Origin of the sequence: Amycolatopsis sp. NPDC049868 (genome assembly GCF_044461365.1) — a bacterium.
GTDB lineage: Bacteria > Actinomycetota > Actinomycetes > Mycobacteriales > Pseudonocardiaceae > Amycolatopsis.
The window spans coordinates 417,633-433,267 of the sequence record NZ_JBITKV010000006.1; the positions used below are offsets into that span (position 1 = coordinate 417,633).

Here is a 15,635-nt window from a genome sequence, read left to right on the forward strand (position 1 = left end):
ATCCCCCGGTAATTCTCCGACTTGCACACTGTACGAGTCGCACGTTAGCGGCGACTTGCACAGCGTGCAAGTAGTACTCGAACAGTGTCCGAGTGAGCCGTTTATCCTGTGCGAATGCCGCGCGAGACCCTGACCAGGGGACAGATCGTCCGGGCAGCCGTCGAGCTGCTGGATTCCGACGGGATCGAAGGACTGAGCATGCGACAGCTCGGCGGGCGGCTCGGCTCCGCCGCGACCTCGGTCTATTGGCACGTGCAGAGCAAGGAAAACCTCGTCGTACTCGCCTGCGACGCGGTATGGGAAGAGATCGACCTGCCCGACCTTGACGGGACCGACTGGCGCGGCGCCGCCACCACGATGGCCAAAGGCATGTACGCGATGATCCTGGGGCACCCGTGGCTCGTCCCCGCCATGAGCACGCATCTGGTCTACGGTCCCGGAAAAGCCCGGCACGACGACCATCTGCTCGGCGTCTTCGAAACGGCCGGCTTCACCGCGCGGGACGCGGACCAGGCGACCAAGGTCGTGTTCACGTTCGTGCTGGGTACGGCCGTCGGCGCGGCGTCGGAGGCGGCATGGAAGGCCCGCCTCAGCCGTGGTGGAGGCGACGAAACAGAACGGCTTCAGGAGACGATCACGCGAATGACCGAGGTCGCCATGCGATTCCCGCGGCTGCGAGCCCAGAGCGAGGGGTGGAGTGCCGACGACCAGGGTGCGACCGCCGAACACGACCTCGACTTCGGCCTCCAGACGATTCTCGACGGCCTGGAAGCGCAGCTCGACGCGCGCGGCTAGCTCCGGCGTCGGTTGCACCGAACCGTGCAGCGGGCCGGGGTGATCTCGGGGGAAACCCCGATGTGATCGACATCCGGGTGTGCCAGCCTCGATGTTGACCATTGTGGACAGTCAGGGAGGAGGGCACACGCGTAGTGGCCCCAGCAAACGATGAACAGACCGCGCGGTGGATCGCGGAATTGACGGCCCTCAGCGAGCTTTACCGGTCCTCGGAGATCGCGAGATCGGCGGAGCAGGTGTCGCACGAGGGATGGCACACCGGAGCCCGGATCGGGACGAGCACCGGGAACGGGCGGATGCTGGCCTATCAGGATTCGGGTGTCGAGGCGGAGTGCATCTTCCGGGCGGGAGAAAGCACGCTGTTCAACATCATGAGCACCGGATACGGGAGTGACACCACAGAGCGCGGGTTCGCGGTGTGGAGCAGGCGGCCCGGTGTTCTCGGAGCGATCGACCCCGGGGTGACCAGGCTGGAGGTGGCCGACGCGGACGGCGTCGTCGTCCAGGCCGACATCGTGGCCCACACCTTCGCCGTGGACGTGGACCTGGGTCCGGTGCCCGAGACGATCGACGAAGTGTTCGCGCCCTGGGAGCCGCCGGAGCTGACGGTCCGGGTGTACGGCGAGGACGACGCGTTGCGCTACGAGGGTCCTTTCCTGACCAAGTGACGCGAAGGCCCCCTTCATCGCTTCTGGAGCTAGCGCGATGAAGGGGGCCTTCCCTTGCTCGGGAGATCAGCCGTTCGGAGTCGTGATCACCGCGAAGGCGGATCCCTGACTGGCGATCCGCTCGCTGAGATCGGTGGTGATCGTCTCGATCGGCGCGTAGTTGTTCAGTTCACCGGCCTGGCAGGGGCCCGACCGGGACTGCTGGTTGCCGACCAGGATGCCCAGTGCCGCGTGGTCGGCCTGGCTGAACAGCGGTCCGCCGCTGTCACCCGGACGGGCGCACAGGTCGGTGTTGATGCCCACGTCCGTGGACAGGACCCGGCCGCAGCGGGTCCCGACGAGGTAGCCGGCGCCCGCACCGCTGTCGACGGAATCGGGGTAGTTCACCTTGCTCGACGCCGTTCCGGAGGCGCAGACGACATACCCGGCCTTGATCTCGGCGAGCTTGCGCGCGCCGGTGATGTACTCGTCGACCGAGGTGGCCTGCGCACCGCACGGGGTGTCGCCGTTGCTGTCCATGCCGCCGTTGCGGCAGTACTTCAGCACCCGGTTACGGCCGGTCTGGCCTTCGAGCCACGTCGTCGACGCCGCGTCGTTGACGTACGGCAGGGCCGCGTAGTCGTACGGGTACGAGCTCTTCTCGATGCCGTGCTGCTGTAGTACGTCATTGCCGTTGTGCTGGGTCGGCGTGTTGTTCGTCTTCGTCCGCATGCAGTGCCCGGCGGTGAGCACCCAGCCCTTGCCGGGGAAACCGCCACCGGTGGACCGCAGGTTGAAACCGCTGGTGCAGCCGCCCCAGGTGCCGTCGTCCCGCTTCATGTCCAACCGGATACCGCCCCGCATCGGACCGTAGTTCGTGCAGTAGAGCGGATGACAGAACCCGAGATCCACGTTCGGCGTGGACAGCGCGTTCGGATTCTTCAGTACCCGTGAGACGACCATGCCGGATTCTTCCGCCGCGGCCCGTCGCGCGGTGGTCGTCTCGGTGGCCACGACCGCCTTCTCCCGCGCCACCCAGTCGCGTTCCCAAAGCACGACACGGTTTTCCGACTCGCTCACCGATGGCAGGTAGACCGCGTCCGGTCCCGCGCCGACCTTGGCCGCGATGCGTTCCTTCGCCGCCGTGAGCTGCTGCAACGAGTGCTGGACCTGGTGCGTGCGAACAGCGGAACGGGCCGGCATCGCCCTCAGATACGGCTCGGCCGCGGCGGGCTTGGTCATCGCCACGACCAGCTGCCCCTTGTCCTGGTCGAGCCACATGCCGCCGTACTCGGCGCCGCGGTCGCGCCGCAGCAGTTCGTCCAGCTTGCCACCGTCGGTCTGCAATTCCAGGCGGCGCAACGCCTCCTGCTCACTCACTCGGTAGTTCTCGACGAGATAGCGCACCGACTCCCGCACCGAAGCGGGGTCGAGCGAGGTGTGGAACGACTGCACGGTGTCGGCCGACGCCGGTCCGCCCAGTGCCGTGGTCGCTGCCAGCACCGAAACGGCCAGAGCCCCCAGTCTCCTAGCTCTCCGCACGAGATCTCCTCACATGTCAGGACTTCGCGATCATTCAACCGGAAGACACCGAACGAGTGTGGAGATTTTTCCGACATTGCCGCGCCCCGTGCCCGCGGTGCGGCGGGCACGGGGCGGAATCCGGCTACAGACTCGGCTCTCGCCGCTGTTTACCTTGGCGGGCCTTGACAATCCAGGCACCGAAGAGAGTCAGGAGACCGACACTGGTCCCCGCCGACACACCGACTTCCGGAGTGCTGATCTCGACGATGCCGACGATGATCCCGCCGCCGATCGTCAGCAGAAGGCACATCCGCAGTGTCGGGGCCCAGCCGGTGAGGACCGTCATCGCCAGGCAGAGCCAGCTGTCGCGGGTCTGCACTTTGCGATGGCGTCCCGGTGTCCTCAGGAGCGGTCGCGCCGCGCGGATCATCTCCGCGGACGTCGCGACGCGCCGAGCCGGCTCTTCGACATGTTCGATGACGACCTTGACCCGTTGGGGCGGTCCGTTGTCTGGTGTCTTCGCGTTATCAGGCTGTATGGTCACGACCGTCCTGTCCTAGTTCTAGCGAGCTTGCGAATGGACATCCGCGTGGCCTCCTGTGACAGCAGGGGGCCACGCGTGCGTTACCGGTTCTTGACCGGTGCGGCTGAGGACATCTTGGCGAAAGCGGTCTGTGACCGTTCAGTAGTACAGCGTGTGTCGCGCTGAACGGTATGCACGCGTCGCTCAACGGTCTGGGTGATCCCGAAAACTACTAAAAGTAGCGGGTAGGGCCGAACGGACCAGTGCCGCCGAGACGGCTCGACAGCCCGGCAACTTGCGTTCCAGGCGTTGGGCCAGGTCGGCGCGAAACGCCAGGCGACGATTCTCTCCGCAGGTGGAGGCCACGATCTTCCCTGTTGTCCAGGCTCTTTTCGCAAGATGCGAAATGCTGATCGCAACTGCCGGGTACGGTCGAACTTCGGTCAAGTCCGACGAGATTCGAGCAGCCATGCTCACGCTCGGTTCACTCGTTCAGGCACTTGGTCGCCCATTGTCGCCTCGCTCGGCTCACCAACAGCGAGTGACTGGTCTGAACGAGTGGACACACTCCGGGCAGGGTTCTCAGCTGAGCAGAAGGAGCGCGTAGTAGGCGAGGAAGTGTTCGACCATGTAGGCGCTTCCAGTCGTCTGTGCCCACGAGGCATGGGTGTGATCGCGCGTGGCTTCGAGCATGGCGGGGATTCGTTCGTCATCGTCGGGAAGGGCGCGCGCGAGCCGGTGCCAGCCCCAGGCGCGGTGCAGGTTGAGGCCGTGCAGGTGGGCGAGCTGTCCGTCGGAGGTGTCGGTCACGGTCGCCGGGGTGAAGAGCGTCGCGGGCCTCCGTTCCGCGACGCCGGGCAGGAAACCGCCCAGCCAATCGGCGAACTCGGCCGCGGGCGACAGGCGGGACATGAGTTCGGCTTCGGCGAGGGCTGGGGACAGGAAGTCGGCTCCGGACGGTTCCCAGGAGCCGGGGTAGTCGCGATCGGACCCGAACCAGCGCCAGGCGGTCTCGGTGAGGACTTGGTGCAGCCGCGGGTCGCCGTGGTCGGCGAGATGGCGCGCGTACGGCAGGGCGCGCGACAACCCGAACGCGCCGTTGTCATGCACCCCGTACCGGATCGGGTAAGTGGCCTTGGGCAGCCAGTCGAGGTAGCGGGTCACGAAGATCGCACTCAACTCTCGCAACGGTGCCGACCAGCGCGAGGCGTCCGGGTCGTCCCAGGTGGCGGTTTCGAAGGTGAGCTCCAGCAATGCCGACCAGCCGTAGGGGCGCTGGGTGGTGCGGTGCTCCTCTGGGGTGAAGAAAGCGACCTCGCCCGCGAGCGCCTCGACGGTCAGGTGTTCGTCGAGGACGCCGCGGATCTCCTCGGCAGGCACGAGGTCGCTGTGATGGCGGAGCAGGCGTACGAGCACCCAGAACATCTCGACGCACGAATGCCAGTCGAAACTGCCGTAGAAGCACGGGTGCGCGAGCCGAGGGGAGAGGACGGGAACGCCTTCGAGGTGCCAGTGACTCTCGTGGTGTGGATACTCGCGCACGACGTTCGTCAACGCCGTCCTGGCCAAGGTGTCCGCGCTCGCCACGAGCAGCCGCTCTCGTTCGGAATCCCAATCGGTCATCAGCTGCTCCCAGTGCCTCGTGAGTGGCGTTTCGGGTTCTGGTGGATCTTGTACCTAAAACACCCTTGGTTCCAACCGTCCTTACCACTCCCAAGGTCATCTACGATGCGGAAGTGGACGAACGACCGATCACCACGGCGCAGCGCAACTTCCGGCGGGTCGCCGGCGAGCTGGAAAGCATGGGGACCCAGGATCGTTTCACCTACATCTTCCGCTCCCGGTTGTGGAGTTCCGGGTCGGTCTCGGGGCCCGGCTCCGAGACCGTCCAGACGCGGGAGCTGAGCGACCGGTTACCGGTACTCCTCGATCGCTTCGGGGTTCGGACGCTGCTCGATCTTCCGTGCGGCGACTACGGCTGGCTCAGCGAGGTGGAACTCGATCTCGACCGCTACATCGGCGCGGATATCGTTCCCGATCTGATCGCGATGAACACCGAGCGGTTCCGGGACGATCCGGTCCACGAGTTCCGGGTGCTCGATCTGACCGCCGATCCGCTGCCGACGGCGGATCTCGTGCTGTGCCGGGATTGTCTGGTGCATCTGAGTTTCGCCGACATCGAGCGAGCGCTGCACAACCTCCGGCGGAGCGGGTCCCGGTACCTGCTGACCACGACTTTCACCGAACTGGGCACCAATACCGACATCGTGACCGGCGACTGGCGGCCGTTGAACCTGTGCCGGGAACCGTTCGGGTTCCCGGAGCCGCTGGCCGTGCTGGTCGAGGGGTGCACCGAAGAGGGCGGCGCCTACGCCGACAAGTCCTTGGGGCTGTGGGAGATCTCGGCGATCGTGGACTGATCGGCCGCTTGGGCTAGCGGAGCGGGAACTCGGCGCCGTGCTCCTCCTGCGGGCGCGGGCCGAAGAGGCGTCGCTCGGTCTCGGCGATGGCGACGTCGTTGATACTCGCCTCGCGACGGCTCATCAGGCCGTGTTCCTCGAACTCCCAGAGTTCGTTGCCATAGCTGCGCCACCACTGTCCGGCCCCGTCGTGCCATTCGTACTGGAACCGGACGGCGATCCGGTTCTCGGTGAACGTCCAGAGGTTCTTGCGCAGCGCGTAGTCAAGCTCTCGCTCCCACTTCGCGGTCAGGAACGTGACGATCTCCTCGCGGCCCCGGACGAAGGTGTCGCGGTTCCGCCAAACGGAGTCGGGCGTGTACGCCGACGACACCTTCCGGGGATCGCGGGTGTTCCAGGCGTCCTCTGCCGCTTGGACTTTCCGCAGCGCCGTCTCCCGGGTGAACGGCGGATAGGGCGGGCGATCTTCCGTCATCATCGAACCTCCTCGGTTGAGAACGTGCGTTCTCTACGTCTGGCGCCTACGATAGGGAACGCACGTTCTCGACGTCAAGGGAGTACCGATGCCGGCCGCCGTCACCGACGAGCAGAACCGCGTGGACCGCGAAGCCCTGCTCGATGCCGCCGAGGCACTCTTCTACGAGAACGGCATCCAGGCGGTCGGCATGGACCAGGTCCGCGCGGCGTCCGGCCTTTCGCTCAAGCGGATCTACCGGTTCTTCGAAGCCAAGGAAGACCTCGTGGTGGCGATGCTCAAACGGCGTGATCAGCGTTGGCGAGGCAGCCTGGCCGCCCATGTGGAACAGGTCCGGGACCCCCGGGAGCGCGTGCTCTCGATCTTCGATTGGCTTGCCGAGTGGTTCGCCGAACCCGGCTTCCGTGGCTGTGCCTGGATCAACGCACACGGTGAGATCGGACCGTCGTCCGCGGCGGTACTGGCCGAGGTGCGGGCGCACAAGCAGGCGTTCCACGAGCAGATCGAAAACTGGGTGCGGGCCACCGGACGGCCGGTGACGGAACCGGTCTACCTGCTCGCCGAAGGGGCGATCGTGACGGCGGGTATCAGCGGCGATCCGGCGCCTGCCCGTCAGGCGCGCGAGGCCGTCAAGGCATTACTCGGTCCATGATCACCAGTTGAGCGCGCTGATCATGCCTCTTTCCAGCACTGGCGAGAGGGTGGTCATGAAACTGGCGGTGACGTGGTTGTCGTCCATGTACACCAGCACGTTCCCCACGACCGGACGGCAGAGTCCCCGACCGCAGAAGTAGTCGCTGAAGTCCAGGAAGGAGACGTTCTCGGGGATGTCCGTCAGTTTCGAGTACGGCGGCTCGGCGAGCAGCTTGTTCCGCGGCACGGTGCATTCGGGGGCTTTGATTCCGTGAGCGTCGATGCAGGTCGGAGGGGAGAAACCGGGGCGGGGACTGTCGCGGATCGCCACCACCGGGATCCCCGCGCGGTCGAGGACCTTCCACTGGTCGACGAACCCCCGCGGAGTCTTCTCGGTGGGGCCGACCCGGACGTCGCGAGTGGACAGTGCCACGACGGCGTCGGGCCGCATCGCCAGGATTTCCTTCTGTGCCGCGGAATTCCACGCGAGGCAGCCCGGGTCGCCGGGCATCACGTCCGACGTCGTGGAGAACGGGCACGCGCCCTTGAGCATGAACGTGACCTGGTAGCCGTTCTTCTCCGCCATCGGTTTGATCGCGGCCAGGTATTGCTGCATATGCGAGTCGCCGACGGCGACGATCGTCTTCGCGGGGGCGCCCTCCGGCCGGGAGGTGCAGACTTCGAGGATCTGGTCGAACCGGGACGGTGTGCAGTGCGCGTCGGGGATGCCGCCCCAGTCGTTCGGGACGGCGATCAACGGCGGTAGCGCTTCTTTGCCGGGGACGGTCTTCTTCGGCGTTTCCGGGTCGCGTGCCATCGCGCCGGGATGATGGTCGTCGTCGAGTGCGATGGTGAAGTCGGCCTTCTTGGTGCTCACCACCTGCCAGGTTCCGGCGACCAGGAGCACCGGGAGCAGCGCGAGCACGGCGAACCGGTACGCGCCCCAGGGTGTCCGCTCGCCGATCGAGGACCTCCGCACCGGTTCTTCGACGAACCGGTGGGTGGCGGCGGCCAAGACCAGGGACACGCCGATCACGACCGCCCCGCCGAGTGGCCCGACGGCCTCGCGATGCCGGGCGACCAGGTAGAACAGCAGTACCGGCCAGTGCCACAGGTACAGCGCGTAGCTGAGGTCGCCCAGGTACACCAGCGGCCGGGAAGACAGGATCCGGTCCGCGCCCGCGCGGCTGTCGGTCGCGCCGGCGATGATCACGAGCGCGGCGGAGACGGTCGGCCACAAGGCCGCCCAGCCGGGGAACACCGCGCCCACGTCCAGGACCATCCCGCAGGTGACCAGCGCGGCCACGCCGAGCCAGCCCAGCAGGATCCGGGCCGGCCGGGGCAGGACGAAACGATCGATCGCCAGCGCGAGCAGCCCGCCGAGGGCGAACTCCCAGACCCGGGTGAGGGAGTGGAAGTAGGCCAGCGGCTGATTGGTCGCGGTCAGCCGGAGGGAAAAGACCAGCGACCCGGCGAACAGGACACCGAGCGTGATCGCGACCGTCCCGGTCAGAGAACGGCGCGCCCGGTTGGCGGCGAAGGCCACGAGCCCGATCAGCAGCGGCCACATGAGATAGAACTGCCCCTGGATGGACAGCGACCAGTAGTGCTGGACGACACTCGCCGTGTTGTGCTGGGCGAAGTAGTCGACCGAGTCGGCCGCCAGCCGCCAGTTCTCGACGTAGAGCGCGGAAGCGAAGACTTCCTTGATGGTCTGGAACCAGCGATCCTGCGGTAGCAACCACATCCCGAGGAAGAGCACCACGAGCAGAACAACCAGCGCGGCGGGGAACAACCGCTTGATCATCCGGCTCCACAGTGGACGGAACGCGATCCGGCCGCGGCCGGCGGCCCGGACCAGCTGGCCGGTGATCAGGAATCCGGAGATCAGGAAGAAGACGTCGACGCCGCCGGAGATCCGGCCCAGCCACACGTGGTAGACCACGACCAGTAGCGCCGCGAGGGCGCGCAGTCCCTGCAACTCCGGCCGATAGCGGCGGCGCGTTTCCGCTGCTTCGGCGGCTGGCATACGCGATTCCTCACTGACGGTCGGACGTCCTGGCAGCCTAGGTGGTGACCCAGGGTGATTTCGTTCCCACCGTCAGGAGGAGTGTCGCCTCACACCGCGCGCGCGATCGCGATCGAGCCGTCAAGCCGCGCACCGGCTTCGTAGAACATGTATTCCTTGCCGTCCATGGTCCCGAACGAAGGAGCCGCGCAGCGCCCGTTGTCCGGTGCGCCCGGCAACGGGGCGTGGAAGACGCCGAGGTGCCTGCGTTTACCGAAGTCGTTCCCGACTTCGGTGATGAGCATGTTGCCGCCGGCTTCGATGTTCTCGTGGTAGATGACGTACGTCGACGTGCCGCGTTTGGCGACGGTCGGGGCACCGATGTTGCTCGCGCCGACCTCTTCGGGACGGATCAACGGGGTCTGTGAGAACGTCCAGTTCCGCCCGTCGGCGGACCAGCCCCAGCCGATCGAGCGATGGTTGCTCTTGTCGTTGATCATGAAGACCATCACGTACTTGGCGCCACGCGACGGCAGGTCGTGCCGGAACACCCGTGCGTAGGACGTCTCCGTGGTTCCCGCGGGCAGCATCGAGGTCGAGAGCACCACCTTGTCGTAGGTGAAGTGGATGCCGTCCTTGGATCGCGCGAGACGGGTCGTGGTGTTCTCGCCGTGGAAGTACAGCCACAGTTCGCGTGCGTCCTCGTTCCACAGCACGTGCGGCGACGAGACGTGGGAGACGGCGTAGTGCGGATTCCAGGTCCTCTTGACGATCGGGTTGTCCGGATACTCGGTGAAGGGACCTTCGAGGCTGTCGGCGTAGGAAAGGCAGATCCCGCCCGGCGCGTCGTGCGGGGCGTAGTACAGGTAGTAGCGGCCCAGCGGGTTCGCGATCCGGCCCGCGACACCGCGGATGCACGGGAAGATCAGTTCGCCGGTCGGGTTGTACTTCAGTTCGCTCTTGTCGAACGCGGTGCGCAGGAACCGGTAGTCCGGGAATCCGGCAGGCGCCGCGGCCGCGGACCCGGCACCCAGCACGGGCATCGCGGCCAGGCCGAGACCCACTCCGGCGGCTCCGCGCAGAGCCGCGCGTCGGGACAGTTCGGTCATGCGGGCACTCCCTTTCGTCGGCGTCGACGTGCTCGTCCAACCATTCGGACCGCTGCCGCGGACCGTCAAGGAGCTAATACGTATTAGTCCTGCTCAGTGGCGATATCGGACAGGATGAGCCGGTTTCCTTGATTTCGGCCGACCCCGGACAGATGCTCGGCTAAACCGCATTAGCCCGGTCCGAGGAGGCGGAATGGCATCAGGACGGAGGCCGCCGCGGCAGGCGGACATCGCCCGTATCGCCGGGGTTTCGCAGGCGACCGTCTCCGTGGTGCTGGGCGGAAACCGGTCGGTGCGGATGGCCGAGTCGACCCGGCGGCGGGTGCTGGAAGTGGCGCAGGATCTCGGCTACGTGCCGCATCCGGTGGCGACCCGGCTCGCGCGGTCGCGGTCGAACCTGCTCGGCCTGTACACCTTCCGCAGTGCCTTTTCCGACCGACGAGGCGGACACCTACCACCCGATTCTGTCCGGTGTGGAGGAAGAGGCGGCCACGCTCGGCCAGGACCTCATCCTGTTCACCGGCACCAGCGGACCCGGTGCCCGGCAGGAAGCCGCGATCCGCCGGACCCGGCTGGCCGACGGCTGTCTGTTCTTCGGCAGGCACGTGCCGGAAGGGCCGGTGTCGCGGCTCGTCGACGACGGCTTCCCGTTGGTCTACATCGGACGGCGGCCGGAGCTCGGTGGCCGGATCCCGTACGTCGGCGCGGATTACGTGACGGCGTCCGCGTTGGTGCTGCGGCGCCTGCTCGATCTCGGGCATCGCGAGATCCGCTATGTGCGCGAGGCCGACGAGGCACCGTCCTCGGAGGACCGGCAGCGCGGAGTGGTACGCGAGGCCCCGAGGACCGGCGTCGTCCGGTTGCGGGGCACGAACCTGACCGCGACGACCGTGCGCGGCTGGGTCGCCGACGGGGTGACCGCCGTCGTGGTGGAGGGGACCGACACCGGGACGGCGTACCGGGCGGTCCGGCAGGCCGTCGACGCCGCCGGACTGTCCACTCCGGACGATCTCTCACTGGCGGTGCTCGGCGGCCCGCCTGGGGTGAGCGGCTTCGAGGTCCCCATGCGGGAGATGGGCAGACGCGCCGTGCGGCTGCTGGTCGACCTCGTGACCGAACGGACGACCGCGCCGCAGCAGTTGTTGCGGTGCCCTCAGGTGGACGGCGCCCAAGTCGGCCCACCGCGATCCCGATAGGACGGAACATGGTTGAACTCGGCACCGAGATCCTTGTCGCGGGTGGCGGGGTGGGCGGCGTCGCCGCCGCGCTCGCCGCCGTGTCGGCGGGGCATCACGTCGTGCTGACCGAGGAGACCGACTGGCTCGGCGGTCAGTTCACCGCGCAGGCGGTCCCCCCGGACGAGAACCCGTGGATCGAGCGCTTCGGCGGGACGGCCACCTATCGCGCCTTCCGTGAGGGCGTGCGCGACTACTACCGGCGGAACTATCCGCTGCGGGCCGAGGCGGCCGCGTTGACCGACCTGAATCCCGGCGCCGGCCGCGTGAGCAAGCTGTGTCACGAGCCGCGGGTCGCGCTCGCCGTGCTGGAGGAGATGCTGGCGCCGCACCGGGCCGCCGGGCGGCTCACCGTGCTGCTGCGTCACCGGCCGGTCGCGGCGGAGGTGAGCGGCGATCGCGTCGACGTCGTCACGTTCGAAGGGCCCGGCGGGGAGCGCACCACCGTGCGTGCCGAGTACGTGCTGGACGCGACCGAGAACGGCGATCTGCTGCCGTTGACCGGCACCGAGTTCGCGATCGGCGCCGAAGCGCAGTCCGATCACGGCGAACCGCACGCTCCGGAGCAGGCCGATCCCGCCAATCTCCAGGGGATCACCTACTGCTTCGCGCTCTCGCACCACGCGGGCGAGGACCACACGGTCGACCGGCCGGAGATGTACGGCTTCTGGCGCGAGTACCAGCCGGACTTCTGGCCAGGACCGCTGCTCGGGTTCCTGGCCCCGGATCCGCGTTCGCTGGCCCCGGTCGGCCGCACCTTCGACCCGAACCCGGACACCGATCCGCTGGCGGTGAGCGCGGACCAGAGTGCCGACGCCGGCGACAAGGAGCTGTGGGGCTTCCGCCGGATCCTCGCGCGCAAACTGCACCGGCCGGGCGCCTTCGGCTCGGACATCACGTTGGTGAACTGGCCTCTCAACGACTATTGGCTCCGGCCCGCGGTGGAGATCGACGGCGTGAGCACCGCCGAGGACGTCGCGCTGGCCCATCACGAGGCCAAACAGCTCTCGTTGTCGGTGCTGTACTGGTTGCAGACGGAAGCGCCGAGGCTCGACGGCGGCACCGGCTTCCCCGGACTGAAATTGCGTCGCGACGTCGTCGACACGGACGACGGTCTGGCCAAATCGGCGTATGTGCGCGAAGCACGGAGGATCCGGGCCGTCACGACGATCGTCGAGCAGGACGTTTCGCTCGACGTACTGGGGCCGACCGGCCGCAAACGCCGCGAGGACTCCGTCGGCGTCGGCAGCTACCGGATCGATCTGCATCCCTCGACGGCGGGCGACACCTACGTCGACGTCCCGAGCGTGCCGTTCGAGCTGCCGCTCGGCGCGCTGCTGCCCCGGCGGATGCGGAACCTGTTGCCCGCCGGGAAGAACATCGGCACGACCCACATCACGAACGGCTGTCACCGGCTGCACCCCGTGGAGTGGAACGTCGGCGAGGTCGCCGGTCACCTGGCCGGGTTCGCGGTGCGCGGAGGCGGCGAGCCGCACGCCGTCCGGGAGGACCCGGCGCGGTTCGAGGAATTCGCCCGAGTGCTGGACCGGGCTGGCGTCGAACGGCGCTGGCCCGAGGTCCGCGGTTACTGACCCCATGCCCTCAGGAGGTGGACAGTGAAGTCCAAGCCCACTCCGGTACGCGTCGGCATCGACGTCGGTGGCACGTTCACCGACGCCGTCGCCGTCGACGCGCGCACGTTCGAACTGCTCGGCCAGGTCAAGGTCCCGACCAGCCACGACCACGAAGACGGTGTCGCGCACGGGATCCTCGAGGCGCTGGAGAAACTCCGTGCCGACGTCGGCATCGGCGCCGAGGACGTGTCGTTCCTCGCGCACGGCACCACCCAGGCGACCAACGCGTTGCTGGAAGGCGACGTGGCGACGGTCGGGATCGCCGGGGTGGGCACCGGTTTCGACGCTTTCGCCACCCGGCGGCTCGGGGCCTTCGCGAAAATGGAGCTCGCACCCGGGCGGAAACTCCCGGTGCGGTTCGCGCCGGTGCGTGAGCTCGCCGACGCGGGCGGGGCCGTCGAAGATCTGGTCCGGCAAGGGGCCGAAGTGATCGTCGCGGTCGAACCGTTCAGCGTGGACGATCCGGAGGGGGAACGGGCGGTGGCGGCCGCCGCTCGGGAGCGGGACGTGCTCGCCACGGCCACGCACGAGATCACCGGTCTGTACGGGCTCACGAAGCGGGCGCGCACCGCGGTACTGAACGCGGGGATCATGCCGCGCATGGTGTCCACCGCCGACCTGGTCGAGGCGAGCGTGCGCCGCGCGGGGGTGACCGCGCCGTTGATGGTGGTGCGTGGTGACGGCGGCGTCATGTCGCTGCCGGAGATGCGGCGGAGGCCGCTGCTGACGGCGCTGTCCGGGCCCGCCGCGGGAGTCGCGGGCGCGCTGATGGGGGAGAAGCTCAGCGAAGGGCTGTTCCTCGAGACCGGCGGCACGTCCACCGACATCAGCGTGGTCCGCCGTGGGCGGGTGCTGGTCCGCCACGCGCACCTCGGCGGGCACGAGACCTACCTGCCCGCCCTCGACGTGCGCACGATCGGCGTCGGCGGCGGCTCCTTGATCCGATTCTCCGGACGCGCGGTGACCGACGTCGGACCACGCAGCGCCCATATCGCTGGCCTGCCTTACGCGTGTTTCGCGCCCGCGTCGGCGCTGGAAGGGGCGAGACTGGTCACCGTTTCCCCTCGGCCGGACGATCCGAGCGACTACATCGCGCTCGAAGCGGCCGACGGCAAGCGGTATGCGATCACTCTGACGTGTGCCGCGAACGCGCTGGGCGTCGTGCCCGGTGATTCCTACGCGCGTTCCGAGGCGGAGTCCGCCCGGTTGGCGCTGGCACCGCTCGCGGCGGCGATGGGTACTTCGGTGGAGGAGGCCGCGCGGGCGGTGTCGCGCCAGGCGGTGAAGCCGGTGCGCGCGGTCGTCGACGAGCTGATCCGGGAGTACCGGCTGGATCGGCCGGCCCTGGTCGGCGGCGGAGGCGGGGCGGCCGCGGTCATCCCGTTCCTCGGCGAGGATTCGGGACACGACTGGCGGATCGCCGCGCACGCCGAGGTCATCAGCCCGCTCGGCGCCGCGCTGGCGCTGGTGCGGGAGTCGGTCGAGCGGATCGTGCCCGGTCCGTCCAACGCGGACGTCCTCGCTGTGCGGTCCGAAGCCGAGGCGGCCGTCGTCGCGCAGGGCGCGGATCCGGCCGGGGTCGAGGTCGACGTCACGGTCGACCCGCAGCGCAACCTGGTGCGCGCGGTCGCCACCGGCGCCACCGAACTGCGCACCAAAGATCGAGCGTCCACAGTGGACGATGACGCCATCGGTGCGGCGGTCGCGCGCAGCATCGGCGTCGGGCCCGACCGGCTGCGGCGCGACGCGGCCACCGCGCATCACCGCGTCTTCAGCGCGTCGGCCCGCCGGAAGGGTGTGTTCGGCCGGTTCACGAAACCGGTGCGGCATGTGCGGGTCGTCGACGGCGAAGGCGTGATCCGGCTGCATGGCACGGGTGCCGTCGTCGAGATCTCCGACGCCGGTTCCGCTCAGACGCGGCTGGCCACGCTTGCCGACCAGCACACCCGCTACGGCGACGGCGGCTCCCGCGCACCGGCCGTCTGGTTGCTGGTGGGACCCAAGATCGCGGATCTGTCCGGTGTGCTCGACAGGGACCAGCTGCTAGCACTGGCCGGAGCCGAGCTGAAGACCCGTGCGAGCGACGAGCCGGTCGTCGTGATCCTCCAGGACCGCCGATGAACGACATCGAACTGGCCGTCGGTCTCCTGCGGGCGACGCCGACGCACGAGAACCGCTCCGACGGACAACTGCGTGCCTGGGCGATGATCGCGCTGGCGTACGGCGACGAACTGGCCGCCGGAAACGACTCCGGCGACGTCCAGGTCGTGGAGCGCGAAGGTGGCGTCAGCACCAGTGAGCTGGTACTTGCCGAGCACCAGCGCGGCACGGTCGTCGTGTACACCGAGGCGCTGCGCCGGGTCGAGGAGCTGGCGCGGGCACGCGGATGGCCGGTCGGCCGCGAGGCGCTGCGCCGGGCAGCGGTGGCACACGAACTCGCGCACCACCGGCTCGACGTGCGCGAGCTGAACCGCCGGCTCGGGCATACCGCGTTCCGGCTCGGGCCGCTGCGCCTGCGCGGCCATGTCGCGGGCGCGGAGGAGATCTCCGCGCACCGCTTCGCTCATCTTCGCAGCGGTCTGGCCGTCAGCCCGCTGCTCATCACCACCGCGCTCGCGGGAGGGAATTGACC

General features: G+C 68.3%; 14 protein-coding genes and 1 pseudogene. 9 read left to right on the forward strand and 6 right to left on the reverse strand.

The window, feature by feature from the left end:
* The first annotated feature begins 114 nt into the window (after positions 1 to 114).
* On the forward strand, positions 115 to 795 hold the full coding sequence (locus ACIBTM_RS26295; protein WP_395879791.1) for a TetR/AcrR family transcriptional regulator: 681 nt from the start codon (positions 115 to 117) through the stop codon (positions 793 to 795).
* Positions 796 to 974: 179 nt separating this feature from the next.
* The gene (locus ACIBTM_RS26300) at positions 975 to 1,463 is read left to right on the forward strand and encodes a hypothetical protein (RefSeq protein WP_395879792.1); all 489 of its coding nucleotides are present in this window, start codon (positions 975 to 977) and stop codon (positions 1,461 to 1,463) included.
* A 66-nt stretch (positions 1,464 to 1,529) separates the two neighbouring features.
* Here ACIBTM_RS26300 and ACIBTM_RS26305 read toward each other — a convergent pair whose 3' ends face one another.
* From ACIBTM_RS26305 to ACIBTM_RS26315, 3 genes are all read right to left on the reverse strand, one after another.
* Positions 1,530 to 2,984 (reverse strand): trypsin-like serine protease, encoded by a 1,455-nt coding sequence (locus ACIBTM_RS26305; protein ID WP_395879793.1) that lies wholly within the window; start codon positions 2,982 to 2,984, stop codon positions 1,530 to 1,532.
* A gap of 124 nt (positions 2,985 to 3,108) precedes the next feature.
* The gene (locus ACIBTM_RS26310) at positions 3,109 to 3,510 is read right to left on the reverse strand and encodes a hypothetical protein (protein ID WP_395879794.1); all 402 of its coding nucleotides are present in this window, start codon (positions 3,508 to 3,510) and stop codon (positions 3,109 to 3,111) included.
* Between the two features lie 561 nt (positions 3,511 to 4,071).
* On the reverse strand, positions 4,072 to 5,112 hold the full coding sequence (locus ACIBTM_RS26315) for a DUF2891 domain-containing protein (RefSeq protein WP_395879795.1): 1,041 nt from the start codon (positions 5,110 to 5,112) through the stop codon (positions 4,072 to 4,074).
* A gap of 113 nt (positions 5,113 to 5,225) precedes the next feature.
* On the opposite strand from ACIBTM_RS26315, the gene ACIBTM_RS26320 reads away from it, so the two are divergent.
* Positions 5,226 to 5,909 carry a class I SAM-dependent methyltransferase gene (locus ACIBTM_RS26320; protein WP_395879796.1) on the forward strand — a complete coding sequence of 228 codons (684 nt, stop codon included), beginning with the start codon at positions 5,226 to 5,228 and terminating at the stop codon, positions 5,907 to 5,909.
* A 13-nt stretch (positions 5,910 to 5,922) separates the two neighbouring features.
* Here ACIBTM_RS26320 and ACIBTM_RS26325 read toward each other — a convergent pair whose 3' ends face one another.
* Entirely contained in the window at positions 5,923 to 6,384 is a 462-nt protein-coding gene (locus tag ACIBTM_RS26325; RefSeq protein ID WP_395879941.1) for a nuclear transport factor 2 family protein, read from the reverse strand.
* Between the two features lie 88 nt (positions 6,385 to 6,472).
* Here ACIBTM_RS26325 and ACIBTM_RS26330 point away from each other — a divergent pair, with 88 nt between their 5' ends.
* Entirely contained in the window at positions 6,473 to 7,036 is a 564-nt protein-coding gene (locus tag ACIBTM_RS26330) for a TetR/AcrR family transcriptional regulator (RefSeq protein WP_395879797.1), read from the forward strand.
* On the opposite strand, the gene ACIBTM_RS26335 is transcribed toward ACIBTM_RS26330, so the two are convergent.
* Positions 7,037 to 9,046, reverse strand: a complete 2,010-nt coding sequence (locus ACIBTM_RS26335) for an acyltransferase family protein (protein WP_395879798.1) — start codon at positions 9,044 to 9,046, stop codon at positions 7,037 to 7,039.
* An 89-nt stretch (positions 9,047 to 9,135) separates the two neighbouring features.
* Positions 9,136 to 10,134, reverse strand: coding sequence for a hypothetical protein (locus ACIBTM_RS26340; RefSeq protein ID WP_395879799.1), 999 nt, complete (start codon positions 10,132 to 10,134; stop codon positions 9,136 to 9,138).
* Positions 10,135 to 10,327: 193 nt separating this feature from the next.
* Here ACIBTM_RS26340 and ACIBTM_RS26345 point away from each other — a divergent pair.
* The 5 genes and pseudogenes from ACIBTM_RS26345 to ACIBTM_RS26365 all read left to right on the forward strand — a co-directional run.
* Positions 10,328 to 10,432: pseudogene (locus ACIBTM_RS26345) on the forward strand (LacI family DNA-binding transcriptional regulator); the annotation flags it as partial.
* Between the two features lie 124 nt (positions 10,433 to 10,556).
* Positions 10,557 to 11,330 carry a substrate-binding domain-containing protein gene (locus ACIBTM_RS26350; RefSeq protein ID WP_395879800.1) on the forward strand — a complete coding sequence of 258 codons (774 nt, stop codon included), beginning with the start codon at positions 10,557 to 10,559 and terminating at the stop codon, positions 11,328 to 11,330.
* 8 nt (positions 11,331 to 11,338) lie between these two features.
* Positions 11,339 to 12,961, forward strand: coding sequence for an FAD-dependent oxidoreductase (locus ACIBTM_RS26355; RefSeq protein ID WP_395879942.1), 1,623 nt, complete (start codon positions 11,339 to 11,341; stop codon positions 12,959 to 12,961).
* A gap of 24 nt (positions 12,962 to 12,985) precedes the next feature.
* Entirely contained in the window at positions 12,986 to 15,124 is a 2,139-nt protein-coding gene (locus ACIBTM_RS26360) for a hydantoinase/oxoprolinase family protein (RefSeq protein WP_395879801.1), read from the forward strand.
* A complete protein-coding gene (locus ACIBTM_RS26365; protein WP_395879802.1) occupies positions 15,121 to 15,633 on the forward strand; it encodes a hypothetical protein in 513 nt (170 codons plus the stop codon). Before ACIBTM_RS26360 ends, ACIBTM_RS26365 begins: the two co-directional genes overlap by 4 nt.
* Positions 15,634 to 15,635: the final 2 nt, after the last annotated feature.

Excerpts from the sequence above, each read along its gene's own strand:
- ACIBTM_RS26295 (WP_395879791.1), top strand. The coding sequence starts at position 115 with ATGCCGCGCGAGACCCTGACCAGGGGACAGATCGTCCGGGCAGCCGTC.
- ACIBTM_RS26315 (WP_395879795.1), bottom strand. The coding sequence starts at position 5,112 with ATGACCGATTGGGATTCCGAACGAGAGCGGCTGCTCGTGGCGAGCGCG.
- ACIBTM_RS26325 (WP_395879941.1), bottom strand. The coding sequence starts at position 6,384 with ATGACGGAAGATCGCCCGCCCTATCCGCCGTTCACCCGGGAGACGGCG.
- ACIBTM_RS26330 (WP_395879797.1), top strand. The coding sequence starts at position 6,473 with ATGCCGGCCGCCGTCACCGACGAGCAGAACCGCGTGGACCGCGAAGCC.
- ACIBTM_RS26335 (WP_395879798.1), bottom strand. The coding sequence starts at position 9,046 with ATGCCAGCCGCCGAAGCAGCGGAAACGCGCCGCCGCTATCGGCCGGAG.
- ACIBTM_RS26340 (WP_395879799.1), bottom strand. The coding sequence starts at position 10,134 with ATGACCGAACTGTCCCGACGCGCGGCTCTGCGCGGAGCCGCCGGAGTG.
- ACIBTM_RS26355 (WP_395879942.1), top strand. The coding sequence starts at position 11,339 with ATGGTTGAACTCGGCACCGAGATCCTTGTCGCGGGTGGCGGGGTGGGC.
- ACIBTM_RS26365 (WP_395879802.1), top strand. The coding sequence starts at position 15,121 with ATGAACGACATCGAACTGGCCGTCGGTCTCCTGCGGGCGACGCCGACG.